General features: G+C 56.9%; 20 protein-coding genes and 1 pseudogene. 16 read left to right on the top strand and 5 right to left on the bottom strand.

Features of this window, described 5'->3' with window-relative positions; all coding sequences use genetic code 11:
• The first annotated feature begins 833 nt into the window (after positions 1 to 833).
• Positions 834 to 1,109, top strand: coding sequence for a hypothetical protein (locus C474_RS23600; protein ID WP_083862039.1), 276 nt, complete (start codon positions 834 to 836; stop codon positions 1,107 to 1,109).
• On the opposite strand, the gene C474_RS13800 is transcribed toward C474_RS23600, so the two are convergent.
• Both C474_RS13800 and C474_RS13795 read right to left on the bottom strand, forming a co-directional pair.
• Positions 1,024 to 1,593, bottom strand: a complete 570-nt coding sequence (locus C474_RS13800) for a hypothetical protein (RefSeq protein WP_008387830.1) — start codon at positions 1,591 to 1,593, stop codon at positions 1,024 to 1,026. The genes C474_RS23600 and C474_RS13800 overlap by 86 nt on opposite strands.
• A gap of 2 nt (positions 1,594 to 1,595) precedes the next feature.
• Positions 1,596 to 1,991, bottom strand: a complete 396-nt coding sequence (locus C474_RS13795) for a hypothetical protein (RefSeq protein WP_008387829.1) — start codon at positions 1,989 to 1,991, stop codon at positions 1,596 to 1,598.
• A 389-nt stretch (positions 1,992 to 2,380) separates the two neighbouring features.
• On the opposite strand from C474_RS13795, the gene C474_RS21600 reads away from it, so the two are divergent.
• The 3 genes from C474_RS21600 to C474_RS13785 all read left to right on the top strand — a co-directional run bounded on the left by C474_RS21600 (position 2,381) and on the right by C474_RS13785 (position 4,380).
• The gene (locus C474_RS21600; protein WP_083862038.1) at positions 2,381 to 2,824 is read left to right on the top strand and encodes a hypothetical protein; all 444 of its coding nucleotides are present in this window, start codon (positions 2,381 to 2,383) and stop codon (positions 2,822 to 2,824) included.
• A 136-nt stretch (positions 2,825 to 2,960) separates the two neighbouring features.
• Entirely contained in the window at positions 2,961 to 3,494 is a 534-nt protein-coding gene (locus tag C474_RS13790; RefSeq protein ID WP_008387827.1) for a DUF7342 family protein, read from the top strand.
• Positions 3,495 to 3,861: 367 nt separating this feature from the next.
• Complete coding sequence (locus C474_RS13785) at positions 3,862 to 4,380, top strand: hypothetical protein (protein ID WP_049917002.1); 519 nt, start codon at positions 3,862 to 3,864, stop codon at positions 4,378 to 4,380.
• A gap of 32 nt (positions 4,381 to 4,412) precedes the next feature.
• Here the strand turns inward: C474_RS13785 and C474_RS13780 are convergent, their stop codons facing one another.
• Both C474_RS13780 and C474_RS13775 read right to left on the bottom strand, forming a co-directional pair.
• Complete coding sequence (locus C474_RS13780; protein WP_008387823.1) at positions 4,413 to 5,261, bottom strand: hypothetical protein; 849 nt, start codon at positions 5,259 to 5,261, stop codon at positions 4,413 to 4,415.
• Positions 5,258 to 6,355 carry a PQQ-binding-like beta-propeller repeat protein gene (locus C474_RS13775; RefSeq protein WP_008387822.1) on the bottom strand — a complete coding sequence of 366 codons (1,098 nt, stop codon included), beginning with the start codon at positions 6,353 to 6,355 and terminating at the stop codon, positions 5,258 to 5,260. The genes C474_RS13780 and C474_RS13775 overlap by 4 nt, the downstream gene beginning before the upstream one ends.
• 550 nt (positions 6,356 to 6,905) lie before the next feature.
• Here C474_RS13775 and C474_RS13770 point away from each other — a divergent pair.
• From C474_RS13770 to C474_RS13720, 12 genes and pseudogenes are all read left to right on the top strand, one after another.
• Positions 6,906 to 7,715, top strand: coding sequence for a hypothetical protein (locus C474_RS13770; protein ID WP_152421677.1), 810 nt, complete (start codon positions 6,906 to 6,908; stop codon positions 7,713 to 7,715).
• Positions 7,716 to 8,270: 555 nt separating this feature from the next.
• Positions 8,271 to 8,639, top strand: a complete 369-nt coding sequence (locus tag C474_RS13765; protein WP_008387818.1) for a ribbon-helix-helix domain-containing protein — start codon at positions 8,271 to 8,273, stop codon at positions 8,637 to 8,639.
• Positions 8,636 to 9,237 (top strand): annotated as a pseudogene (locus C474_RS13760) (hypothetical protein). The gene C474_RS13765 and the pseudogene C474_RS13760 overlap by 4 nt, the downstream one beginning before the upstream one ends.
• 480 nt (positions 9,238 to 9,717) lie before the next feature.
• Entirely contained in the window at positions 9,718 to 10,098 is a 381-nt protein-coding gene (locus C474_RS22150) for a hypothetical protein (protein WP_160166841.1), read from the top strand.
• Positions 10,099 to 10,249: 151 nt separating this feature from the next.
• Complete coding sequence (locus C474_RS13755) at positions 10,250 to 11,416, top strand: ISH3 family transposase (protein ID WP_008387815.1); 1,167 nt, start codon at positions 10,250 to 10,252, stop codon at positions 11,414 to 11,416.
• 310 nt (positions 11,417 to 11,726) lie between these two features.
• Positions 11,727 to 13,013, top strand: coding sequence for a hypothetical protein (locus C474_RS13750; RefSeq protein ID WP_204366094.1), 1,287 nt, complete (start codon positions 11,727 to 11,729; stop codon positions 13,011 to 13,013).
• Positions 13,013 to 13,555 carry a hypothetical protein gene (locus C474_RS13745; protein WP_008387812.1) on the top strand — a complete coding sequence of 181 codons (543 nt, stop codon included), beginning with the start codon at positions 13,013 to 13,015 and terminating at the stop codon, positions 13,553 to 13,555. The genes C474_RS13750 and C474_RS13745 overlap by 1 nt, the downstream gene beginning before the upstream one ends.
• Positions 13,556 to 13,557: 2 nt before the next feature.
• Positions 13,558 to 15,708 (top strand): BREX-5 system phosphatase PglZ, encoded by a 2,151-nt coding sequence (gene pglZ / locus C474_RS13740; protein ID WP_008387810.1) that lies wholly within the window; start codon positions 13,558 to 13,560, stop codon positions 15,706 to 15,708.
• Between the two features lie 58 nt (positions 15,709 to 15,766).
• On the top strand, positions 15,767 to 16,624 hold the full coding sequence (locus tag C474_RS22145) for a hypothetical protein (protein ID WP_152421674.1): 858 nt from the start codon (positions 15,767 to 15,769) through the stop codon (positions 16,622 to 16,624).
• A gap of 30 nt (positions 16,625 to 16,654) precedes the next feature.
• Positions 16,655 to 19,564, top strand: a complete 2,910-nt coding sequence (locus C474_RS13730; protein WP_008387806.1) for a helicase-related protein — start codon at positions 16,655 to 16,657, stop codon at positions 19,562 to 19,564.
• Positions 19,565 to 19,956: 392 nt separating this feature from the next.
• Positions 19,957 to 21,045 (top strand): DUF4268 domain-containing protein, encoded by a 1,089-nt coding sequence (locus C474_RS13725; RefSeq protein WP_008387805.1) that lies wholly within the window; start codon positions 19,957 to 19,959, stop codon positions 21,043 to 21,045.
• Positions 21,046 to 21,155: 110 nt separating this feature from the next.
• Positions 21,156 to 22,193 (top strand): hypothetical protein, encoded by a 1,038-nt coding sequence (locus tag C474_RS13720; RefSeq protein ID WP_008387803.1) that lies wholly within the window; start codon positions 21,156 to 21,158, stop codon positions 22,191 to 22,193.
• 267 nt (positions 22,194 to 22,460) lie between these two features.
• Here C474_RS13720 and C474_RS13715 read toward each other — a convergent pair whose 3' ends face one another.
• Positions 22,461 to 22,958 carry a hypothetical protein gene (locus tag C474_RS13715; RefSeq protein ID WP_008387801.1) on the bottom strand — a complete coding sequence of 166 codons (498 nt, stop codon included), beginning with the start codon at positions 22,956 to 22,958 and terminating at the stop codon, positions 22,461 to 22,463.
• Between the last annotated feature and the right edge of the window lie 46 nt (positions 22,959 to 23,004).

Raw genomic sequence — 23,004 nt, 5'->3', positions numbered from 1 at the left:
GAGTTATCGACGGAAGATCGGATGAGCAGCGTGAACTCTATTCACCTACTCGTATCTACTAAAAACCGCGAAAATCTGGGTTTCAACCACTCGTCGCGCACATTTTGTGTTCTGGGGCAAATTGCAATTTTCGTCGAGCACATTATTATTATCTTAGATCTGCCCGACGGGCCTATAATCTGATTTGAGTGATTTATTGGCCGATGCATATTGCCAAAATCGTCCAAAGAAACCCCCCAATATGCACTATGCAAACGCCGCTGGCTCCCTCGGGCCGAAGGCCATCAAACGAGAAGAGTCTCTAGATGATATATCAGAAGGCTAGTAACTACTCACGAAACGATTCGCAGTTGAGTGTATCCCCAAGAGAGGTGACGTGTGGATTGTGCTCCTCATCACTGCTGCTGCCATTGCATTGCTCTGGCTGTAGTCAGCGGCACCGAGAAACCGAGACAGTACCCGTCGTCAAGAACGCGATGGGATCCGCAGTTCGCCCTCGACTTCGTACAGATAGCCCTTCAGCAACAGTTGTTCGACGTGTGCTTGCGCGTCGGCCCGTTCGACATCCTGATCCATGAGATGGGCAACAGCGTCCGCTCGAGTAGGGCTCTCGTCAGCCTCTGCCGCATCGAGATACTGCCCAAGGTGGTCGAGTGCGGCTTTCTCACTGGAGTTAATTGGTGTCCGCGAATTCTCCATTACGTGAAGCATGGACCTCCCCAGATTAGACAATTGGGGTGGATTCGCAGTGTCAGTGTGTTCTCTCGATGGGAGTGTTTATCGGCGCCAGAATGCGCAAGGCGCGTCTGCGAGCGTGCCCACGCATGAATTCCATGACTGGTCCAAGCATACTCGATGATACAGGAAACGGTCACGAGCGACTCGAAACCGAACTCCTCGCACAGGACCGGGATGCAGCCAGGGTGTCGACAGTGGACGTCGATGAGGCGACGGCGCGACAGCTCGTCAGTGACCTCGTCGATGACGGTCTCGTGAGGGCGGTCGTCGAACAGCGAGTGCTCGTCACGAACCAAGATCCGAGAGATACTGCTGACGCAATTGAGCCACGTACTGCGCGTCCCAGCTCTTGGTCTCGACGTAGTAGGTGAGGGCAGCCGTGACATATTCCAGAGGCAGGATATCGTGGGTTGCGAGCGTGCAGAGGATGTGCGGAGTCGTAAACAGTATATTCCGATCGTCGAGCGCGAGAGTGACGAACAGGTAGTTGGTTGTATTGAACTCGTCCGTGATGAAGAGGTCTGCCTCTAACTCGTTAGCTAGCCAGATGCATTCGGATTCCCCACGATCGAGCCCGTAGCCAAGCGGCTCGTCGATTTGTGCGTCGACGTCGTGGGTCGTTAAATAGTTCGCTGCCTGGAGCACGAGGTCGGCAGCCGCAGCTAGGAGATCCTCGCTCCCTGTCGCGTCGGTGAGCTCTCCCAGCACGCTCGCGGGTATCTGGACATCATACCCGGTGAGCAGTGCTTTGAGCGGATCCGCACCGGAGGGAGCTTGCGGACGGCCGTCGACGACCGGAGTAGCGAGATTCAACAGGACGTTGGTATCAACGACAGCAACCGCTTGCTCCGACATCGTCAAGCGTGGGACTCGTCATCCGATGACTCAGACGAACTCGAGTCCGTCCATTCGGCGATTTCGCCGTCGTAGAACGCATCGTCACTCGGGAGGCCGTCCTCGAGTTGGGGAACGGCGGGTGTCCGGTCGATCGACGCTCGGAGGAGTTTCATTCGCATCGCTTCCTCGCGGCCGAGGATTGTTTCGACCGTGTTGTAGTCGACGCGACCATCGTAGTAGGCGTCACTAAGCCGCCGGCGGAACTCCTCATCGTTTGCGAGAGTTTCGAGTTCGTCTTCAAGAGCATCGATGAGAAGCCGGGTCCGAGAAGTATCAAGGAGCTCAACGACGCTGTCGGCGCGCTCGACGAGGGACTTTGGGGCGTTGAAATCGACTCGTGTTTTCTCTTCGGCCATCACTTTATGTGTAGGTTCTACACATACTTAGGTTCATCGCTGTCTCTGTTGATTGAGTCGTCTCTATCGTGAGAACTGATCGTGACGGCCGTTTCCTGCTCTGTTGGAATCACACTCTTCGGACAGATTTTTACTGAAAACATCCGGGCGGTCCTCTTAACAAATCTAAGCCCGTTTCGTCACTCCCTGTATCTCCCAAATCATCTAAAGGAAGACTAGGGTACGCCGGGGCAAACGCCGATGGCTCTCTCCAGCTGAGGAGCCATCAAACGACGATTATCTCTAGCCGATATATCAGAGTTCACTCACAGGGTAGTGATGCGATCCGCGGTTGAGTTTGTCGCCCCCGAGAGGGGGGAGGGGACGCCGTAGGCACCCACTCAACAACCATGTCATCCGAACACGAGCAACAGCGATCACGACTCCCTAGCGAGCACACTGAGCAACCAAGCGACGAACCGTGGGCAGATCTCGAACTGACGCTCCCTCACGGCAGAAGTCCGACTGGCATCGTCTCATTTGTCGAGTGCGCACTCGTTGAACTCACCCACGAAGACGTCGGAGCCGAGTTCGTCTCGACGAGCGTTGCGGGCATGAAGCGGACGCAGTACATCGCCGTCGACGCCGTCGGCCAACGGTTCCAGAAGCGGTATTTCGACGAGCGGCTTGGCCGGCACGAAACGACAGTCAGCCGCGACGCAGTTCGTGAGGAGTTGGTCAACCGACTCACACAGCGGTCGTCACCGGGCAATGAAGTAGGTCAAAATGGCGTTGACGGCGCTCAAGACAGATTCTGCGTGAAACCAGCTCGAGAACTTCGATTTCAGAAATGAGGCCTTAACCAACACTAGGGCAAGCAAATCACCCAACGTTGGTTAAGGTGCTGTCAACTTGTGGAACCCAATCTACCCAACTGAGGAAACTATCCCTCGAAGTAGAAACTATATCCTTCGTCCTGTAATTCCGAGTATGTCCGAAACAGACGCTGCCGATGGGCCACCCCCCTTCGTGGATGCGTTTCGCAGCGGCGACGTCGAACAACGCATCTACGGCACTATCCTACAGACCCGTGACCCGACAGCGGCAAGCGCAATTGCTGACAGCGTCGACTGTGACCCCAAGACTGCCCGGAAGTACCTTAGCTGGTTCGACGATTTGGGAATCGTCACTCGACACGATAGCCATCCGGTCACCTACGAACGGAATGACGCGTACTTCGAGTGGCGACGCATCAACCAGCTCGTAGCCGACCATTCTGTCGAGGACCTGCAGGATGGTGTTCGAGAGCTGACGACGCGCATCACCGACTACGAGGCGACATACGACGCTGCATCGCCGGCTGCAGTCAACGCCATCACCGCCGCGGAGGGCAGCGACGAGCGGACCATCGACGACGTGTACAGCGACCTCGGCGACTGGGCGACCGCCCGCGAGGAGCGTGACCGCTACAAGCGCGCGCGCCAGCAACGCACGGGTGACGAGCGTGAACAGGGGTTCGAGTAGCCCATCCTTGCGTCTGATATACCCACGGCGCCAACGAAACGTTTCAACAAGGTCCGAATGCCTTGCAATACGAACGGCAGAAGGGAAATCGGAGGTAAGCGAGTCTTGCTTGGTGAAGTGCCTCTGACATCGGAGGAACAATCCTCCATCTACAATATAACAGCCCAATCACATATATCCCTACTATCGATTCCGTCACGAACTGTCCGCCGAACGAAATCAGATACGTTGCTCGGATGCGCGGAGTCAAAGGTAATGGGCGAGGTGATCGACTCGGTGGAGTGACGAGAATCCGCAATCGACGAGAGCAACAAGTACTCCGCTGTGAGACCGGGTACTTATCTCGGTGTGGTCGTGTTGCATCGGTATGGCCCCGCGACGAACGGCAGCCTTCCTCGCCATGCTGGTCCTCCTCAGCGGCGTCTCCGTGGCCGCCAGTGAAGTCATTGAGTCACCGCCGGAACTGACCGTCTCGAATGAAGATAACACCACCTACCGAGTAACCGCCTACACCGTCGAGAGTCGCCAAGTGGCGATGCTCATGAACTTCCGCGTTACGACCGACAACGGTGAACGCCGACTCGCGACGCTTTCACAACTGATCTGGCCCGAAGGCTACCGAAACGTGACGTTGGCCGATGAGGGCGTCCCAACTCAACGGGTTACGGTCGAACCCGGCGAAGAGGTGACGACGACCATCGATGGCTGGACGCCTGGGAACGTGACGGTATACGTCATGGAGGACGTCGGCAACGATGAAACACATGTTCAGACGGACATCATCGCGTGCCCTGACCGGGGGCAGGAACACAGTTGGACGTTCAGAGACGACGGCACCGGTGGGTCGTCTACCTGCGCGTCGAGTCTTGATTGGCTGCTCCTCTGAGGACCAGAACGGTTCGGACTCCAAACGGTTGGCTACCGCTCTCGACGAGCGGGGTCCGACGGCCCCGTGTTCTCCACGGTGGCATCGCCGTCTCCCGGAAGGAACGCAGCAAACGAGACAGCGTGGACGGGTGCGACGACGGCCGTGCTCAGAAACCCGCCCGCCACCGGGACCTTCGCGAGTGTCCCGTATGCGAGTCCGAGGGCGGCGATGAGCCCGAACAGTGTCCATCGGTTCCCGCGAGAGGCCCGAACGCTCTCTAGAAGCCCCGCTGGAATCGACTTGCCGGTGACCAGTGACCCGGGAAAGAGGAATAGGCTGGCCGAGACGAAGGCGTAGATAAACACTGTCAGCGCCATAATGGGAAGGCTGTCGACGCTGACGGACGACGACCCGGCCACCAGCGAGAGAGCGGCGAGTAGCCCCGAAACGGCGAAATACCGTGCAAGCGCATCGAAACGACGCTCGACGCTGAGGGCGCGTGAGAGGGTTAGCCAGCCCGCGACGCCGAGCCCCAACCAGACGAGCAGTTCGAGCCCCGCGGCACCGACGAAGTAGGGAACCCGAAGGTCGACCAGCGCGCCGACGTTCCTTGCGGTCCGAGCTGTCCCCATCGGAATCATCGAGTACTGGATACTGAACGTGTCTCCGAGCGTCTCCGGTGTCACAAACGAAACGGGACCGAGCCTGCGGAGCCAGTCGGCCAGCGATACGAGGAGACCCGCGACGACGAACGGAGCAGCGAGTGCCGGATTGCGACGAAGACGCGTGAATGCGAACCGTAGCACGGTTTCTATCGTCACTGTTTCTCCTGCCATCGTCTCGTCTCGACTCGCGGGCGTGTCGAGGCGTTCAGTTGTGCCATCCGAGTCGGTCGTCATGCCGACTCCTCCAGTGCGATGACTCGTCGACGATTAGTCGCGTATAGAACCCCGTCGCCGACAACCGGGGTCGATAGGGGAACCTGTGAGGGGCGGTACTCGAACAGCCTTTCCCCCGAGACAGCGTCGAACGCGAGTAGTGAAAACCCCGCACGGACGGCATACACCACACCATCCGCGACGACCGGCGACGTGGGTCCCTCGAACGGCGTCGTCCAACGGACCTCGCCCGTTGCCACGTCGACCGCGTGCAGAGTCGCCCGTTCGTCGCCGACGAAGATGGTTCTATCAGCTACCGCTGGTGCGCCCTCTGTCATATTCCCGTCGAGTGAGCATCGCCAGAGCGTGGTACCGTCCTCTGCGTCGAGTAATCGGACCCCGCTCCGGGTCGGGACAACGACGCCTGCCTCTGTCGCCACTGGCGCGAGCACCATCTGTTCGTCGAGTTCGCGACGCCATTGCCGCTTTCCGGACTCCGCGTGGTAAGCGGTCGCCTGGTTGGGCCAGTTCGTCACGTAGACGAGACCCTCCCGGACGGCCGGTCTGTTGAACTCGGCGCTCGCCGCGTCGTTCTCGTGGTGAGTGTGCCGCCACAGCACGGACCCGTCGTTCGGCTCGAGCGCCGAGACGCTGTTCGTCCCCGGTATTGCAGTGTAGACGACGCCGTCAGCCGCGACGGGTGTCTTCAACGCCGCAGGGCCGAAGAAACCAGCACCGGGAGAGCGGGGTCCCACCCACCGTCGGGCACCGAACGACCGGTCGAGGAACGGGACGTTGACGCCACCGTCCGCGTTCAATCCGAACACGCCCGACGGCGCGGTCACAGCGAGCGTATCTGTCGTGTACGCGGACGCCGGAACGCGCGCTGGGGCCGATTGGTAAGGACCGGGGGCTCCGAACCGCTTCGTCCCCGTGTCAGCGTCGAGAGCAAGGAGTCCGCTCCCGACGGCGTAGATAGTGTTTCCAAGGCGAATCGGTGGGGCGGTTCCGAGGAACCAATCGGTCGTCTCGTGTGACCAGGTGACTTCCACGCCGTCTTTCGGCCCCGATGCGGTGGGGAGATAGCCGGTGCCGGCAGGGTCGCACCGGTCCATGGGCCAGTCGAGGGAGGGCGTCGGACTCGCCGTGGCGGTAGTCGGGGCGAATGCGCCGGCGAACGCAACCCCCACCGATCCAAGGAATTGACGTCTGGAGGGAGACATCACGCTACCGGTTCGCTGCTCTGTATATAACTCTTGAAGAAGTGTCTATGGATTGCGACGGTCGCCGCGACTCGGCGGCGAACGCTACTCTGAGTAGAACGCTATGAAAACGAGTGCCTCCAAGCGGCAGTCTCAGCGCCGTGCTGTCGGTGCGAAACTGGGTGAGAGTAGTTCTGGTGAGTCTCGGTTCGCTGTTCGTTTCCGTGCTCAAACGGGGATTGGGATACTGCCGATTCTGCATTGATTCGAGAGCAGACAGTTGAGTGCCTTGTTTCTGGAGTAAGAGAGCAAATTGGGTCGCATGAGAGGAAACCGGTGCTAGAGAGTGCTCCTAAAGCTGGCAGAAAGATAGGAGACGTGCGAGGTTGTTCGGGCGGTGGGGAGACACCTTTTTCCTCCTACAAAGCTTATGTTCTAGTATTACTGACTGTACTGGTATCAGATGGAAATGAGAACGTCTCGGAGGGCGTTCCTGGGGGCGGTCGGGACGGTGGCCGCAGTTTCCGTAAGCGGATGTAGCTCTCCGGATGAAGGTGAGAAATCGAGTGATCTCTCCGGTGTCGAAATTGCGAAGCCTGTCGTAGATTCGGGCAAGCTTGAGGGATGGGAAGAGACCGACGCACGGAAGATGAAGATGCAGTCAGAGATAGGAACGACGCCGTATGTAAGCTTCCGCACGTTCGAGAACGTCGCATTCCGGGAGCGGGTGAAGAATCTCACCTTGGGCGAGTTCGATAGCCCACTAGCGAAGTTCTTCGCAGCACACATCGACCTGCGCGGCTACACGACGATCGGGGCGACTCCGGAGCGGCTGGTCGGGCCTGCAGCAGCCGAATTGAAGGCCAACATGAGACAGAGCGGTATCAAGAATATCCGTGAAGTCGAAGTTGGGGCGAATACTCCGGATGTCGCGAAGCAGACTCGTGAGTACGAGGGCGAGTTCCACTACGAGGGCTTCTCGGACACGATGATGCATGAGAAGGCGGGGGAAATCACACTCAAACTTGACGGAGGAACGCTTCCTGTTCGAGGCTTCGTTTCGACATGGAAGGTGAATTCTGGGACGGGTTTCGCGGCGGGTGGTGCCTACCCTGCTGAATCATTCCAAAAGGCAAGCACGACCAGCGTTACCGGGAATGAGTCGGTTGGATTGAATCTCATCCTTTCCGCAGACTTGGGGCTCCAACCCACGAAACGCCGGGTTGAGATTGTTGAGTTAGCAAACTCAGTAACGATTGAATCTAACTCATAACAGGCTCCGCATCTTCTGCTATCTTGAGTATGCCTTTCCTCAAGAAGGAACACCTGAAGGATGGACTTCAAGCGCTAATCATTGGTCTCTATTCAGGCCTTGCAGCAACATGGTTGGTCGCTCCAGATACAGGGATCCACTGGTCACTTGGTTCGGGGATGACTTTGTTGGCCGCAGCGGTGATTACTCCGTTCGCGGTCGCTGCAATTGATTACGCTACTGAGAAAACATTCCGACCTGGCAATCCTCCCCATTCTCAGATTGACGATCGAAGCTCTACGAATAAGTTGCCTAATCGTGAGATACCGAGCGATTCTGACGGAAACTCGGTAAGGCTGATCGCTCGTCGCGGTCGAAATCGCCGGTAAATCATCCTGACTAACATCTATTCTGTATCGGGTTGGGACAGGTGTCTGGCAGTTTTTAGCACAACGCCTCTTCCAACTCACCCCAAGAGGAGTTACGATCGTCAAAGGCCGTCCTTAAATCTGGATGTGCAAACTATGTGCATGCACCGGAATTATTATCCGACTGTGTGCAGAATTTGCACATAGGATGGGCGCGAGTGACAAGCCCCGACGGGTCCACTTCCAGTCGCCGGAGTACCTCGTCGAGCGTCTCGACGCGATTGCGGACCTCTTCGACAAAGACCGGACGGATGTCCTCGTCGAAGCGATCCGCGAGTACATCGAAGAGACCGCCGACAGCGAGACGTTCCAGGAACTGGTGGCGACGAAATACTACGACGACCAGCTCGACTTTGAGACGGTCAAGCAGTTGGTCGGCGCTGAAACCGCCCAACGGCTCCGCCTGCTCAAGGCGGACCTCGAGTCCGAACCGTTGGATCTCGCTGCGCCCACTGACGTCGACATCTACGGCGACGACGCGACGACGGTCGAGACTGGTGACGGCGACGAGCGATGAGCAGGCCGCGGCTGCGGACAGTCGTCGCCGACACGAGTGCACTGGTCAGTCTCGCCGTTCCACGAGCCGACGCTGCCTACGACACCGACACCGCTCCGGATTCCCTCCAGTATCTCCTCACTTCGTGTGATGTGTTCGTGCCGCCAGAAGTAATCGCGGAGCTCCGCGACATCACGCAGTATCAGGATATCCACGCCGCAGCCGCGAACAATGTCCTTGCAGCCCGCAATCACTACACGGTCGAGGATCCCTACGAGCGCGACGATACGCCAGACTCACGGCCGACGTTCGGTCTCGACGACGGCGAAACCGACGGCATTGTCCTCGCGAACGCGCTCGATGTCGACGGGTTTCTGACCGATGAGTTCGGTGGGCGAACTTCCCGCTGATTCACGCCGTGCTGCAGGGGCCGCGGATCGTCCCGATGTCTCGGCTCATCGTGGATTACGCTCGAAATGGGCATATGAGCCACGAAGAGGCCCGAACGCTCATCACGACGATTAGCCCTCATCGGAGTTGGGAGAACAGTCCCTACGTCGCTCAATTGCTCCAACGCCTCGACGAGTTTCTCTCGGCTATTTGTGAACTTGATGTATAGGTCAGGGATGTGGTTTCCAGCACCGACGCGGATGGTCGGGTTGGGAAAACTACTGACGTGGTCGGCGTAGACCCCCTTCGTGTTGCTCTGCCGCTTGTACTTCTTCGCAAGTGCCTTTACTGCGCGGTCATGCTCGCTTGCCATCTATATTGTACTTCGCACACTCCAATATATCAAATTTACCGCTGCACCATGCGAACAGAGGTTCCTAACGCAAATCCGCAGTTGTTTCATTACTTGTCGAGTAGGTTGCTCACCCCCTCACCAGTTCGGAGACGTCGATATGCGAGTACTCGTTCTTCGTCGTCGACAACGACTTGTGACGGAGCACGTCCTGCGCTAGTCCGCGGTCGATCCGGAACCGTTCGTCGCCGAGCCCGCGGTGGGCACCGTGTGGGAGTGGGAGTTCCCCGTCGATATCGACATCGGCATTTACACTATACCATAGACTTATACAAGTTGGAATTAATGACTTACAATGTGGGCAACAATACTGGACATCAGTTGGCTGACGACGATTTAAGCAATGATGTGTCGCGTCGTTCAATGATCAAGCTGACCGGAACTGCACTAGGCATTAGTGGTGGAGGCATTAGCATTCCAGCCATCGCATCTACAAACGCTGAAGCTGAAGTCTCAAATTTAGACGTTGAAGTTGATAGCTTTGAAAAAGAGTCGTTTGCGGCATATTCTGATGTTGAGGACCGTTATGAATTTATTTCATTGCCAGAAATTGATAGCACTGGTATTCGACTAATAGATGATAGTTTTGTCACTGAGATAACCAGCATGTCCGGACTATTACGTTATCCTGCTGCTGGTGACACTTTTCAATTCTCAGTACTTCACAAAGCCGCTTAGTCAGAACGTCTGCTTGCTGAGGATGTGCACTCCAACAAGCAAGCAGACACTGTGATTCACGAGGACCAGCTTCTNCTCGGCAAACAGAAAGACATGCCCAAATTCAGTACTTCACAAAGCCGCTTAGTCAGAACGTCTGCTTGCTGAGGATGTGCACTCCAACAAGCAAGCAGACACTGTGATTCACGAGGACCAGCTTCTTAACTTTCTCGTCAACCGCCTCGACGAGGAAGTTCCGCTCTCGTTAGCCAATAACGCTGAAATCACTGCCGAGGACATCTATGAGGTCCTCGTCGGCGCTTGCGCCGACGGGACCTCTGTCTCTACGCTCTGTGCTTCAAGCCAGAACGCACCCGCTGGGAACACGATCCTCTACCACCTCCGGACGAAGTTCGAGCCGGAACGGCTCGAACGAGCCGCTAATACGCTCCTCCGGAAGGATCTCGATGAACTGCTCCCCGAGCAGGTGGAGGTCTGCGCAGACCTCCACCTGCGCCCCTACTACGGTGACGAAGCCGACACAGACGGCCTCTATCACTCGGTGGCGAAGCGTGGAACCACCGCGTTCCACGCCTACGCCACACTCTACGCGCGTGTGAAGAACAAACGCTACACGCTGGCGGTACGCCGTCTCGAAGACGGCGACACCGCCAGCAGCGTCCTCGCTGAGTTTCTCGGTGTTCTCGACGGCCTTGACACCGAGGTCAAGGCCGTCTACCTTGATCGCGGATTCTACGACAGCAAGTGTCTCACGCTGCTTCAGGCGCACAACTACGCGTACGTGATCCCGATCATCCGATGGGGTGAGACGATTCAGCAAGAGCTCTCGGAAGGGTGGAGCCGTGTCATTCAGCATGATTTGACAGGGAAACTCGACGGTCACAGCTGGACCGTCGAGTTTCCCGTCTACATCGACTGTACGTACCTGAACGGAAAGTACGACGAGCATGGCGTGGCGCGTCACGGCTACGCCGCTGACGCGCCGTTCATCGAGACACCACGCGACGCTCGATACCACTACTCGAAACGCTTCGGTATCGAGTCGAGCTATCGGTTGTCCGAGCAAGCGATAGCGACGACAACGACGCGAGACTCTACGGTGAGATTGCTGTACGTCGTGGTGAGTCTGCTGTTGCAGAACACGTGGCGGTATCTGCACTACGAATACGTGGCGACGCCGCGGCGAGGCGGGCGTCGCCTCTGGTGGTGGCCGTACAAGGAGTTCGTGAATATGGTTCGGCGGGGTGCGTGGACGGCCCTCGCGGTGCGTCGGGCCGTCCCCGCGAATCGGCCACCTGACGACCGGTTCTACCGGTAGTCACTGACCGGGATCGCCGCCTTGTGAGTGGCAACGCTGTCGCGTCGGCGGCTGACCGCCGCCGACAGCGACAGCTCCCTCTTCGATCAGCGTTGCTTGACCAGCAGCGACGACTCATTACAACAGAACAGGTGGCTCAGGTCAGGCTAACTGGCGATGCTTTGTGAGGTACTGANATCAGCGTTGCTTGACCAGCAGCGACGACTCATTACAACAGAACAGGTGGCTCAGGTCAGGCTAACTGGCGATGCTTTGTGAGGTACTGAACATTGAGCAGCAAGTCAAGGATCTGATTCACCACTTTGCGATGATGTCCGTCCAAGAGGAAGACGACGGTATCATCCCCCTCTACGGTGTCGACGAGCAACCTGACATGCTCGATTGTATCATTAACTGTTTCGAGGAAACCTACGGTGAGGAAGCACAGGACCGTCTGGTCGAGGTTGATGATGTTCTTGGGACTGTCTCCGCTGGCGAAGAGGCGTATCCCAACCTTCGGGCATTCATTGAGGACCATTTGTTCGACTATCACGTCAATACAATGAATAGCACACCAATAGTCTGGAAACTCACCACCGAACGAACCATCGCCGACTCAACGGACGAGGGATTCGCGTGCTTCGTCGACTATCACAGCCTCAACTCTGGAATGCTCGACAGACTCACGTCTAAGTATCTAGAACCTCGGAAAGCCGAGCTACGAGAACGCCGCAGCACCGCGAACCGTCGTCGGAGCGACGACTCACTATCTACAAGCGAGCAGGCTGAGGCAGCTGAGAAATACGAGCGCTGCACGAGTGGACTCAATCAAATTAGCGTCTTCGAGGATGTGATTCAGGAACTGGGGAGCACCAATAAGCGGAATTTCGACGATGAGGATCGCCAGCGCGTTGAAAAACTGGCCCCCAAGATCGCTTCCTTCCGTGAAGAAACCCGAAAACGCGTGGACACGCTAGCGGAATTGCGAGAGCGCAGGGGAGAGAAGTGGTTTAAAAATACATTCTCCGACAAGTTCTGGGAGGCTGTCGACGAATGGCGTGACGAGTGGATTGACGCTCTTGAAGAACTTGAACGAGCCTGCATGGAATACGCCAAGCCAGTTGATAAGCCGGTCGAATCGCACTTGGCAGACCTATTTAATTACTTTCATTGGCGGCTTAAGGGTTCAGACCACTACTCCAGCACAGGGATCCTATTCATGACCTACTACTTCGAGCGTGAGGGTACAGATCTTCTGGACGACGATGGCCAACCGTTTGAGAATTTGACCGAAGATGAACGCTTACTCGCTTCGCTCGCGACGGGCCTTGACGATTCTTCAATTGTAAATACAGAGTATCTGGAGGCGATGACCGAAGATGAGGAGAGTGTTGGCGACCTCCCGCCACTTGCAGAGTTCAAAGCGCTAGCCCAGGAGATTGACGACCGATGTCAGGCTGTTGAGAAGGAGATCCCGTCTGATTGGGCTGTTCGCGCGCTCTCAGAGATTACGACGGCTGGGTACCAGCCGAACCGAGATCACGGCGTCGAAATCAACATTACGCCACTCGTTGATGCCAATATTGTTCCGAAGATCGTGGGCAAGCAGGTGATCTAATGCAGGCCCACATCTTCACAGAAGGGTCAAACACGACTGCAGAGAACCGCAACCGCCCGGTCAAGGAGTACTACGAAGGGCTCTTTGGAATGGTAGCTGGTCTTCACGACGAACTTGCTGAATTCACCGATGCTCATCTGCACGTGCTGTCAGAAACATACGGTGTCATCGGTGGCGAAGAGATACTGTCAGCAGTATCTGATGAGAGACAAGAGCCAATGAGGCGTAGCGAGATGGTTGAACAAGCGAAAACTGAACTCCTCGAAGCTGCAGACGACGCCGATGTGTTGGTCGTGATGTTGTCGACCGACATCTTTCAGAACACAGCCGGAAAGGTGTGGAACGACCTTGTCAACGCAGCTAAACCGGGCTCTATCTGGTGCCTTAGCGCCTCCAGGAGCTCTCTTGATGCACTCGAATTTGACGCACTCGAAGCCAAGGGGTGTACGGTACTCACCTACCAGCGTGTGGGAGTTGCTCGAATTGGCACGGAGACACGCGAAGAACTGCTCGAAGCGGTGAGACAGAAAGCTGTGAAATAGTCATGCCTGCGACAAAGACCCTCCCAGAGTGTGCCCACGACGCCATCGAGACCGCCGTCGACGAAGCAGCCGACGAGGACCCCGTCATCCTCTGGTGGGACGACGGTGGCTACCTCCGAGACATCGTCAAGCACGCGAGCACGCAACTCCGCTGTGAGTTCCGTGCCGCCGAGCAGACGCCGTTAGAACTCCGTGCAGAGGCACCACGAGATCGAACCGTCTGGTACATTCCTCAGCCCAGCAGCGGCGACATAGACTGGTTCAGGGACGTCGAACACACTGGTGGTGTCGTTGAGCAACACATCGGCAAGCTCGCGGCACGCTGCTTCGAGGGCGATCGCCTCCAAGCGGCGACAATCCGCAGCGCCTACGAGGACGCCGAGGACCGTGAGAAGGTCGCACAGACGCTCTACGAGGAACTCAACGGCGAAGGCGGGCTCCCATCCCTCCAGGGTCTGCAGACGAAGATCGTGCTGGACGGCCACGACGATCCCGTGCAGTTCGTCCTCGAACACGGTACTCGAAATCTTCCAGAAGGCGACGAGCTGCTGAAGATCCGTGACCTGCTGGTTGACGACGGCGTCAAGTCCGTCGAGGGCGAGTCCGACGCCTGGACCATCGTCGAGAGAACACGCCGTTGGGCGGTCGCTGAGTGGCTCGTCGACGAAGGGCTCGACAAGTCGCTGCTCCCGGTGGAGTATCAACCCGAACCGAGCACTGGGTTCGGAATCTCCAGACCCGAGCTCCGCTCGGTGCTGAGCAAGACCGCACAGAAACGTGAACTGGCGAACGTCTACCTCGATCCGGACCAGCGGTTCTGGCACGACGTCCTACGCACCTACGACGAGCCGTGGGATCTCGTCGACTGTCCGGTCGACGCCTCGCTCGAACACCGGCTCTGGGACGAGTGGACCCAGTCGTTCAACAGCGGCGAGTACGAGACGTGTGTCACCCAGGCGAAGCAGCGTCACGATCGGCTCGACTCGACCTACGGCGACGTTCCGTGGACGAACGTCTGGGAGCAGGCCATCGACGTGGCCACCCTTGCGAACGAACTCGCGACATGGGAAGAGCGCGGCGACACCAGTGACGTCGTTGATCTCTACGGCGACGTCGATGGGGGGACCTGGCAGATCGACAACGCCGTCTTCAACCTCATCGTCTCCGGCGAACCGGAGACCGGACTCCCAGAGGAACACCCGGCGACGGCGACGCTCGACGGGCTTCGTTCCTCCCTAACCGAATCGCGGTACCTCGAGTACCTCACCGACCTCGGTGACCTCGTCGTTGACCAGATCAAAGCTGGCTCACCCTTCGTCGGTGAGAAGCATGCTCACCAGTTCTTCGCCGAGGAGCAGGAGCACCTCCAGAGCGGCCAGAGCGTCGCATTGTTCATCGTCGACGCGTTGCGCTTCGACCTCGCCCACGAACTCGCCGACTCGATCCGTCGCGAGCTTCCCCAGCTCGAAGTCGACGAGAGCACGTGGGTTGGCACGCTCCCATCCGATACCGAGTTCGGGAAGGCCGCGCTCACGCCCGGCAGTAAGTTCAGCTTCAACATCGAACTCCAGGACGGGGAACTCGTCCCCGAACGCAACGATCGCAAGATTACGAACCACCGTCGCCAGACCCTCCTCGAGAACGACGGCTGGAGCTACATCATGCAGGACGCTGAGGACGAGGTGGGCTGGAGCAACACCCGTGTCGCCTACTACTGGAACGACATCGACGAGACGGGTGAGAAGGAGCTGACGAACTTCGAGGAGCTGTTCAGCGATCGCATCGAAGCGATCTCTCGCATCATCTGTGAAAAACTGCGGAAGGGTGAGTGGGACCGTGCGTACATCCTCTCAGACCACGGCTTCGTCTCGCTGCCGAAGCACGTCGATATCGACGACCTCCACCCACCGGACAACGCCGAACAGGTGACCCGACGGTGGGTCTCCGGAACAGATCTCGATGACGACGCACCAGGCGTCCTACTCGACGAAGACACTCACCTAGGCTACCTCGATGACGATGCCAGGGTCAGTATTCTCGCCGATCCGATACAGCGCTTCCGCAACCAGGGCCTCCCTGACGCGCGGTTCTACCACGGCGGCGTCCTCCCACAGGAGTTCGTGTTGAACTTCGTCACAATTACTCAGGAATGATTGCCCGCCATCCGAAATATCAGATATGTTTATATTAGTGTATATCTGTAGATAGGGTATGCCTGGTATATCAAGCGTAATTCAAATCGCTAAACATGCTGCCAAATCTTCTGCAACAAAATCGGCCGCAAAGAAGGCTGTTAGTTCTAGTATTGTAAAAAACGCAGTTTCTACTATCGTGCTTGATGCCGCAGTTCCCATAATCAAAGACCGGATCTCACAACGTTTTGAGAAGGAAGATATAGAGACAACTACAAATATCAATGGTTTAGATGGATGGAAGGACCCGTCAACGCTTGGACTCCAAGATGAAACCTACTCCCGATATCTTCAATCACAACTCCTTCTTTTATCCGAATATGAACATTACTTAGAGTCATTTGAGGATGATGAGTTTCAGTCCTATATGAACCAATTCTATAGCTTCTGCGACGAATTGGAAACTCAGGAGAAAGCAGCCGAGTTCTTGATCAGCTCACTTGAGTCGTATATCAATCATCTTGAGCAATTCGCAGTCAGGGACGACGAATTCCGTTCATATGCAGTTCAGGGGCCTGTAGATATCCGGAGCCAGAATTCGGTTGCTTCTCCTTCCGACGACCGAATTCAGTCACTAAATGATTTAGAGGACTATATCAATGCTTGTGATCGCCATATTGAGTATCTACAGGAATATATGAACGAGGATGCTGCGTACAAGATACATGTTGAATCAGCCGATGACCTGTTAAGTGGGTCTGTCGCAGATATGGAAAACGCTGTTCTGGCAGGGGTCAGTTATTTGGATTACTTAGAACAGTATGCTGGGAAAAACACCCATTACAATCAATATGTGGAAGGATTCTCCGTGGCTGGTGAATCGTATTACTCGCTCGTGGCTGCCGAAAACGAGCTAATAAAGGATCTGTCGGCATAGTTAGATACAGGTTAGCAGTTTGATCAAATAATGAGCAGGTTTGAGTCAGGGGATCAAATCCTCCTCAACGACAACCCCGCCGAGGTCATCAAGACGTACGCCGTCGGCGACCTCGAGTACCTGCGGGCCTATGTCGAGGACGCCGGCGTCAAGACCGTCTGTATCGACGACGTGGAGATCGAGCGGAAGCAGGACCAACTCAGTGCGCTCGAACCTGCAACGGCCACTCAGCTACATCCTGACCACGAATCAGTCTCTGCAGAGTGGTTCGACCTCCGTTCACAGGCGCTCCAGCTCCAGATCGCTCACGAGCAGGGCCAACTCCTCTCCATCTCTAACTCACTGGTCCGCCTCGAACCGTACCAGCTCGCCTGCGTCAATTGGGTGATGCAGAAGCTCCGACAGCGAGCACTCATCGCCGACGACGTCGGGCTGGGGAAAACCATTGAGGCGGGGCTTATCCTCAAAGAGCTCACAGCACGCAACCGCGCCGACCGCGTCCTGTTTGTCGTCCCCGCCCATCTCCAGAAGAAGTGGATCCGCGATATGGACCGCTTCTTCGACATCAGCCTCACACCAGCGGATCGGCAGTGGGTCGAAGGTGAACGCCGTCGTCTCGGTGAGGAGGCGAACATCTGGGACCAGGACCACCAGCAGCTGGTCACGAGTATGGCGTTCCTCCGTCAGGAAGAGTTCCGCGAGGAACTCGACGACGCGTTCTGGGACGTCGTGGTCGTCGACGAGGCACACAAGGCGGCCAAGCGCGGCGAATCGCCGAGCAAGACCTCGAAGATGGTCGAGCGTGTCGCCGACAATTCCGACTCGCTGCTCCTGCTGAGTGCGACGCCACACGACGGCAAGGGCGAGGCGTTCCGCTCGCTCATCGAGTACATCGACCCCTTCCTCGTCGCCGAGGACCAAGACCTCTCGAAAGAGGCGGTCGACCGCGTAATGATGCGTCGCGGGAAGCAGACCATCTACGACGACGACGGCGAACGCATCTTCCCGAACCGAGAGGTCGGGACCATCCCGGTCGAAATGACTCACGAAGAGCGCCAGTTCTACCGTGCGGTCACGGATTACGTCAAGCACGTCTACAACCGCTCTGAGCAGCTCAACGAGCCTGCTGTGGGCTTCGCGATGGCGCTGATGCAGAAGCGCCTCGTCAGCAGTATCGGAGCGATCAAGGCGACGCTCAGCCGCCGACTCGCGAACCTCGTGGACCAGCAGACGACGGCGACATCCTTGTCCGAAGAGGCCTCCGCCTATCTCGAGGGAGAGGACCTCGACGAGCAGGACCAGCAGAAGGCCGAAGAGGAGCTTGCAGGGCTTACGATCACCGAGAGCGACGCCCAACTCGAAGAGGAGATCGAGACGCTCAGAGACCTCGTATCGCTCGCGGAGGGCATCCCTGTCGACTCGAAGGCCCAGAAGGTTCGGCGGTACATCCAGCAACTGCTCGAAAAACAACCCAACGAGAAGGTACTGCTGTTCACGGAGTACCGCGATACACTCGACTACATCCTCGAACTGGTGAAGGACGAACCGTGGGCCGACGAGATTCTCGTCATCCACGGCGGCGTCGACAAGGAAGACCGCGCTCGCATCGAAGACGAGTTCAATCACGGCCAGTCCCGCTTGCTCTTCGCGACCGACGCAGCCAGCGAGGGGATCGACCTCCAGCACAGCTGCCACATCATGGTCAACTACGAGTTGCCGTGGAATCCTAATCGATTGGAACAGCGCATCGGTCGCCTCCACCGCTACGGCCAAGAGAAGGAGGTCAAGGTGTGGAACTTCTCGTTCGAGGACACCCGCGAGAGCGAGGTGTTCGAGATGCTCCAGGAGAAGGTCGAGAACATCCGCGGCCAGCTGGGGAACACTGCTGACGTGCTGGGGATGCTCGACGACATCAACGTCGACTCGCTCATCATGGAGTCCATTCGGAACGACGAACCAGCGAGTGCGACCAAGGAGGAGCTCGAAGAGCTCATCGACGAGCGACAGCGGACCCTCGCGGAGTGGTACGAACGGAGCCTCATCGACACCAGCACGTTCGACGAGGAGAGCCGCCGGAAGATCCAGGAGGTGATGGACCAGTCCGAGGACGTCTACGGTAGCGAAGCTGACATCCGACAGTTCTTCGAGCTGGGGATTTCCGCGCTGGGTGGAGACGTCGAGAAGGCTGGAAACAACCTCTTCCGTGCAGAACTGCCCGACTCGCTTCGACGCTCGCGTGACGGTGAGCCGTACGGACCGTTCACGTTCAACCGTGAGTTCGCGATGGACCACGACGGAATCGAGTACATCTCTCCCGATGCAGATCTCGTCCAAGAACTGATGCAGCGGGTACTCGACAGTGAGCAAGGTGCTGTGGGGCTCAAGCTGCTCCCGTTCGTCGACGAACCGGGAATAACCTACAACTACCGCGTCAGATTCGAGGATGGGACGGGCGAGGTAATCCGCGAGGAGATTCTCCCCGTCTTCGTCGATGCGGCACATCGTGATCCCCAGCAGCGCCTTGGTCAACGAATCATCGAGGGAGATACGATCAAGGACTCCCCGAATGGAGACCGTGTACGCACGCTCCTCGAACACCAAAGCGAGATGCGTTCATCGGCCGACCGATACGTGAGTCAGCGTGTCGAATCACAACGCGACAAACTCCAGGATCGCCGTAGAGAGGAGACGCAGCAAGAGCTCGATGATCTCGAGGCCTACGCGGAAGCCGAGCGCGAGCGAATCGAGACATTCATCGCGGATTACGAGCGGAAAGCCAAAGCGGGGTCGGACATGGACATCGCGATCCGGAGACAGCGTGACCGACTGTCGAAGTTGGAGGGACGGATCGAGAAACGTCGGCGTGAACTGCAGCGGAAGGCGCAAGTCATCTCGCTGGCACCCGAGGTTGAAAATCTCTGTTTCGCTCTTCCAGTGTAGTGTGAACGACCGACCCACACACCACGCTTCTGGGGAAACGGCTACGCGAAAGTATGTGGAGTGTTTTGATCACGTGCCCCTAGGCACACCCCTAACAGAGAACGAAACTCCTCCCGTTCGCTTTCATTTGAGTTCACACGATCGCCGAGCGTGAACACACAATCTGGCCGATCGGTGTGACGTTAATCTCCAATTCGCTCTGTTGTTTCCCTGCAGCCCCGGAACCGAAGCGGACTCTTCTGGAGTAGGTTGTTCGCGCAGTTCTTCTCCAATAGTACAACGCCCAAGATCGGGCTCGCTGTGTGTTCAAACTCGAACATCCTTTGCATCCGCCTCTCAAATGTCTATTTGACTCGGAAGACCCTTTGAATGACCGTCCGAATCCATCAGTAATGTCACTAATCGGCTTCCGCCGCGAGGAGGGCGAGATCGAGTACCTCGAAGAGGTGGAGTATAGCGAGGAACATCTGGAGGGCGATCTTCACGAAGTGATCCACAGCGATCCGAGGTTGGTGATGGGGACGTTGACGACCCGAGAGAACGTCGTTCTCGGGAGTAAAATCCAGCTGCCAACGGGCAAGGAGCCAGACCTGCTCGTGTGCGATAAGCGGGGGACACTCACGACGATCGAGTTCAAGCGCGACCGATCCCCGCGATCGGCCGTGACCCAACTCTTTGACTACGCGTCCTCGCTGGCCCGGTTGGATCAGGACGAGTTTTTCGACCTTACTGACTATGAGTCGCTGGAGGAACTCTATGAGGCGTTCGACCACGAGGAGGACTCAGAGTTCGACATCAATGACTTCGAGCGGGAGTTTACCGAGGGGTTGGAGTCGCCTCAGCTTATGCTGGTCGCGTATACGATTACCGACGACGTGCGGAGGATGACGCGCTGGCTGCGGGACACCCACGACCTGAAGATCAACTGCGTTGAGTTTGACTACTACGAGCGGGACGACGCCGAGATGTTCGTGCCAACGATCATTGGTGCCGACGAGACACAGGAAATCAAGGAGCGGGAGGCGTCGCCGAAGCAGAAGAAGTACCGTCGGTTTTTCGGCGAGGTACTCGAGCGATTCAAGGAGGAACTGCCCGGCGTCACGAGTAGGAGTGCCAGCAGCGATAGCTGGCTCACGATCCCAGCTGGGCACTCGGATGTCGAGTTCGTCTGGCACTTTAAGGGTAACCCCGGAGACAAGGAACTCCATGTCGTGATGAACTTCCAGTTCGACGATTCCGTACGGAATGAGGTGATGCTCGAGACGATGCTGTCGGCAATCAAAGACAGTGCACTGGACGTGCCGGAGGAGATCTACTCCGAGGAGTATGGCAGTAGCGGGTACACGCGGCTTTACGTCAAACGCGAGGTTGGCCGGCTGGACGACGCGCTGGATGACGAGGAGCTCAAAGAGTGGGCGGTCGGGCGGCTGGCAGAGTTCCACAAACAACTGACACCGGTCTTGGAAGAAGAACTGCGATAGACGTATCAGAAGGGATGTCTGCCCACCGGTACAAGGTTTTGACGCTTCAGGGAGAGAATAGAGGTCGGCCAAGAGCAAAATATATCAACATACCAATCTGACAGACTATAATGTATCTCTATACACCGGATGAGATGGACAGGGAACGTGCCCATCACCAGGCGGTTATTCAAGGTGCCGAAAATCGAGACGTCAAACGTATTGGTAATCTCGGGGAACTCGCATTTGAGCAGTTCTGCCGGGAGTACCTGCCGGTAGAGATGTGGGAGTGGAAGAACGAGGAGGCGATCCGTCGGTGTAACCCTGAGAGTTTTTCTGGATACGATTTTGAGGTGTTCGGATACGAGATCGACGTGAAGACGTCACGTGACGTCTCGGCGTTCCGTCCTGCGAACATCTTAGAGAACGACCCGGACGACGACATCATCGTGATGGTCTGGCATCGGGACAACGAGGATGCGCTCATTCTGCTCGGGTGGGAGCGGACTGAAACGCTGAAGTCGAAGGTCAAGACCCAGGAGGCATACTCCGGTGAAGAACCGGAAAAACTCGCTCATCTCGCTGCTCGACCGATGAACGAGTTACACGACTTGGGCCCGAACACGGCGCACCTCAATCAGAAACCTGAGAATCCGTTCTCGCCAGGTGACCGTGTGGTGAAGAGCGGGGATGATGATGCATCAGTTGCGGTGGTTGTTGAGGTATTACCGCCCGAGAAAAATACGACCGCGTACGGGCAGGAGATGGACGGCGAGGCAGTGAATGTTGCGTTCCCGAACATGCTTGATGAGGGACCTGGCAACTGGCGTGAGATCCATCCGGCGAAGCTCGCATCCTACTGCGACGATCAGGACATCAAACTCTACACGTACAAGCACACGAATCTAGAGCTTGCTGAGAATCCATTCACGCCTGGTGATTACGTCATCAAACCGGATTACGACGACCCGGATTTAGCAATGGTCGTTGAGGTGAACGATGAGGGAGACAACCGGGATATCGCTGTCGCGTTTCTCCACCACATCGAAGAGGAATCAGGAGGGCAGATGTACGTACCTCCAGCAAAACTTCGCTCGCACTGTGACGAGTGCGGCGTCAAATCGTACTCTTATGAGTCCGCTGAGTTGAGCTTTGAACACCAATACTGAACTCAAAAGCACGGCGCAAGGGCAGTGAATCGGGTTGATTTGCCAGTCTACGTATCACACTGGGTGAGGGCTGCTGAGATGCGTCCGTGCTGACTGCGGCGGACTCGGACTAGCCCTGAGAGGCTCAGACCCCTAGAATTTCTCTTTCCAACGGAACTCGGCACGCAGAGACCAATCGATTACCGAGTTACCTCACAGAGTTGAATTGCCAGCGATGTCGTGAGGTAACCATTCTTAGCAACGAAACCTCTGCGAGCAATGGAGCCGTTACTCGGAGGGTATATGTGGGAGGATTTCTTGGATGAAGACAAGGAGACCGTCTCGTTCGTCTGTTGGCGTAATCCGGACGACCTCGTAAACATCCTCGTCGTAATTGAGCAGCCAGAGTAAATAATGGGTCCGAGAATACCGTTTCCATCCCTCACCTGCTTTTCCACCAGGCCCACCGTCCTCGTCAGGAGTGGCGACGAGGTTAACTCTGAATGGTTTGCCCGTGCCGTCGCCGACCGATTCCTTGGCATACTCGAATTCAATTGATTCGACCCGATGGCTCTCGACCGCGTCCGGAAAGACATCGCGGTTCTCCAAGTAGAACTCGTAGGTGTCGAGATTGTACGATGGGTCCGTTGCCGTGAGCCAGTTAACAGGGATACGGTGGATATACCGTTGCGTGTTGAACCTGGTCGATTCGACATCGACAGGTTCCGTAAAGTGGTGTTCTCTCGTCTGGTTAGAGACCAGATCAGCACCGTATCTCTCCATCATACAAAAAGATAGAGGGTGAACCTGATAGCAGTAGCGGGCACCTGTG

The organism is Halogeometricum pallidum JCM 14848 (assembly GCF_000337095.1).
Lineage (GTDB): Archaea > Halobacteriota > Halobacteria > Halobacteriales > Haloferacaceae > Halogeometricum > Halogeometricum pallidum.
The sequence above is the reverse complement of the archived record's forward strand: the minus strand, read 5'-3'. Positions and strand labels throughout refer to the sequence as shown.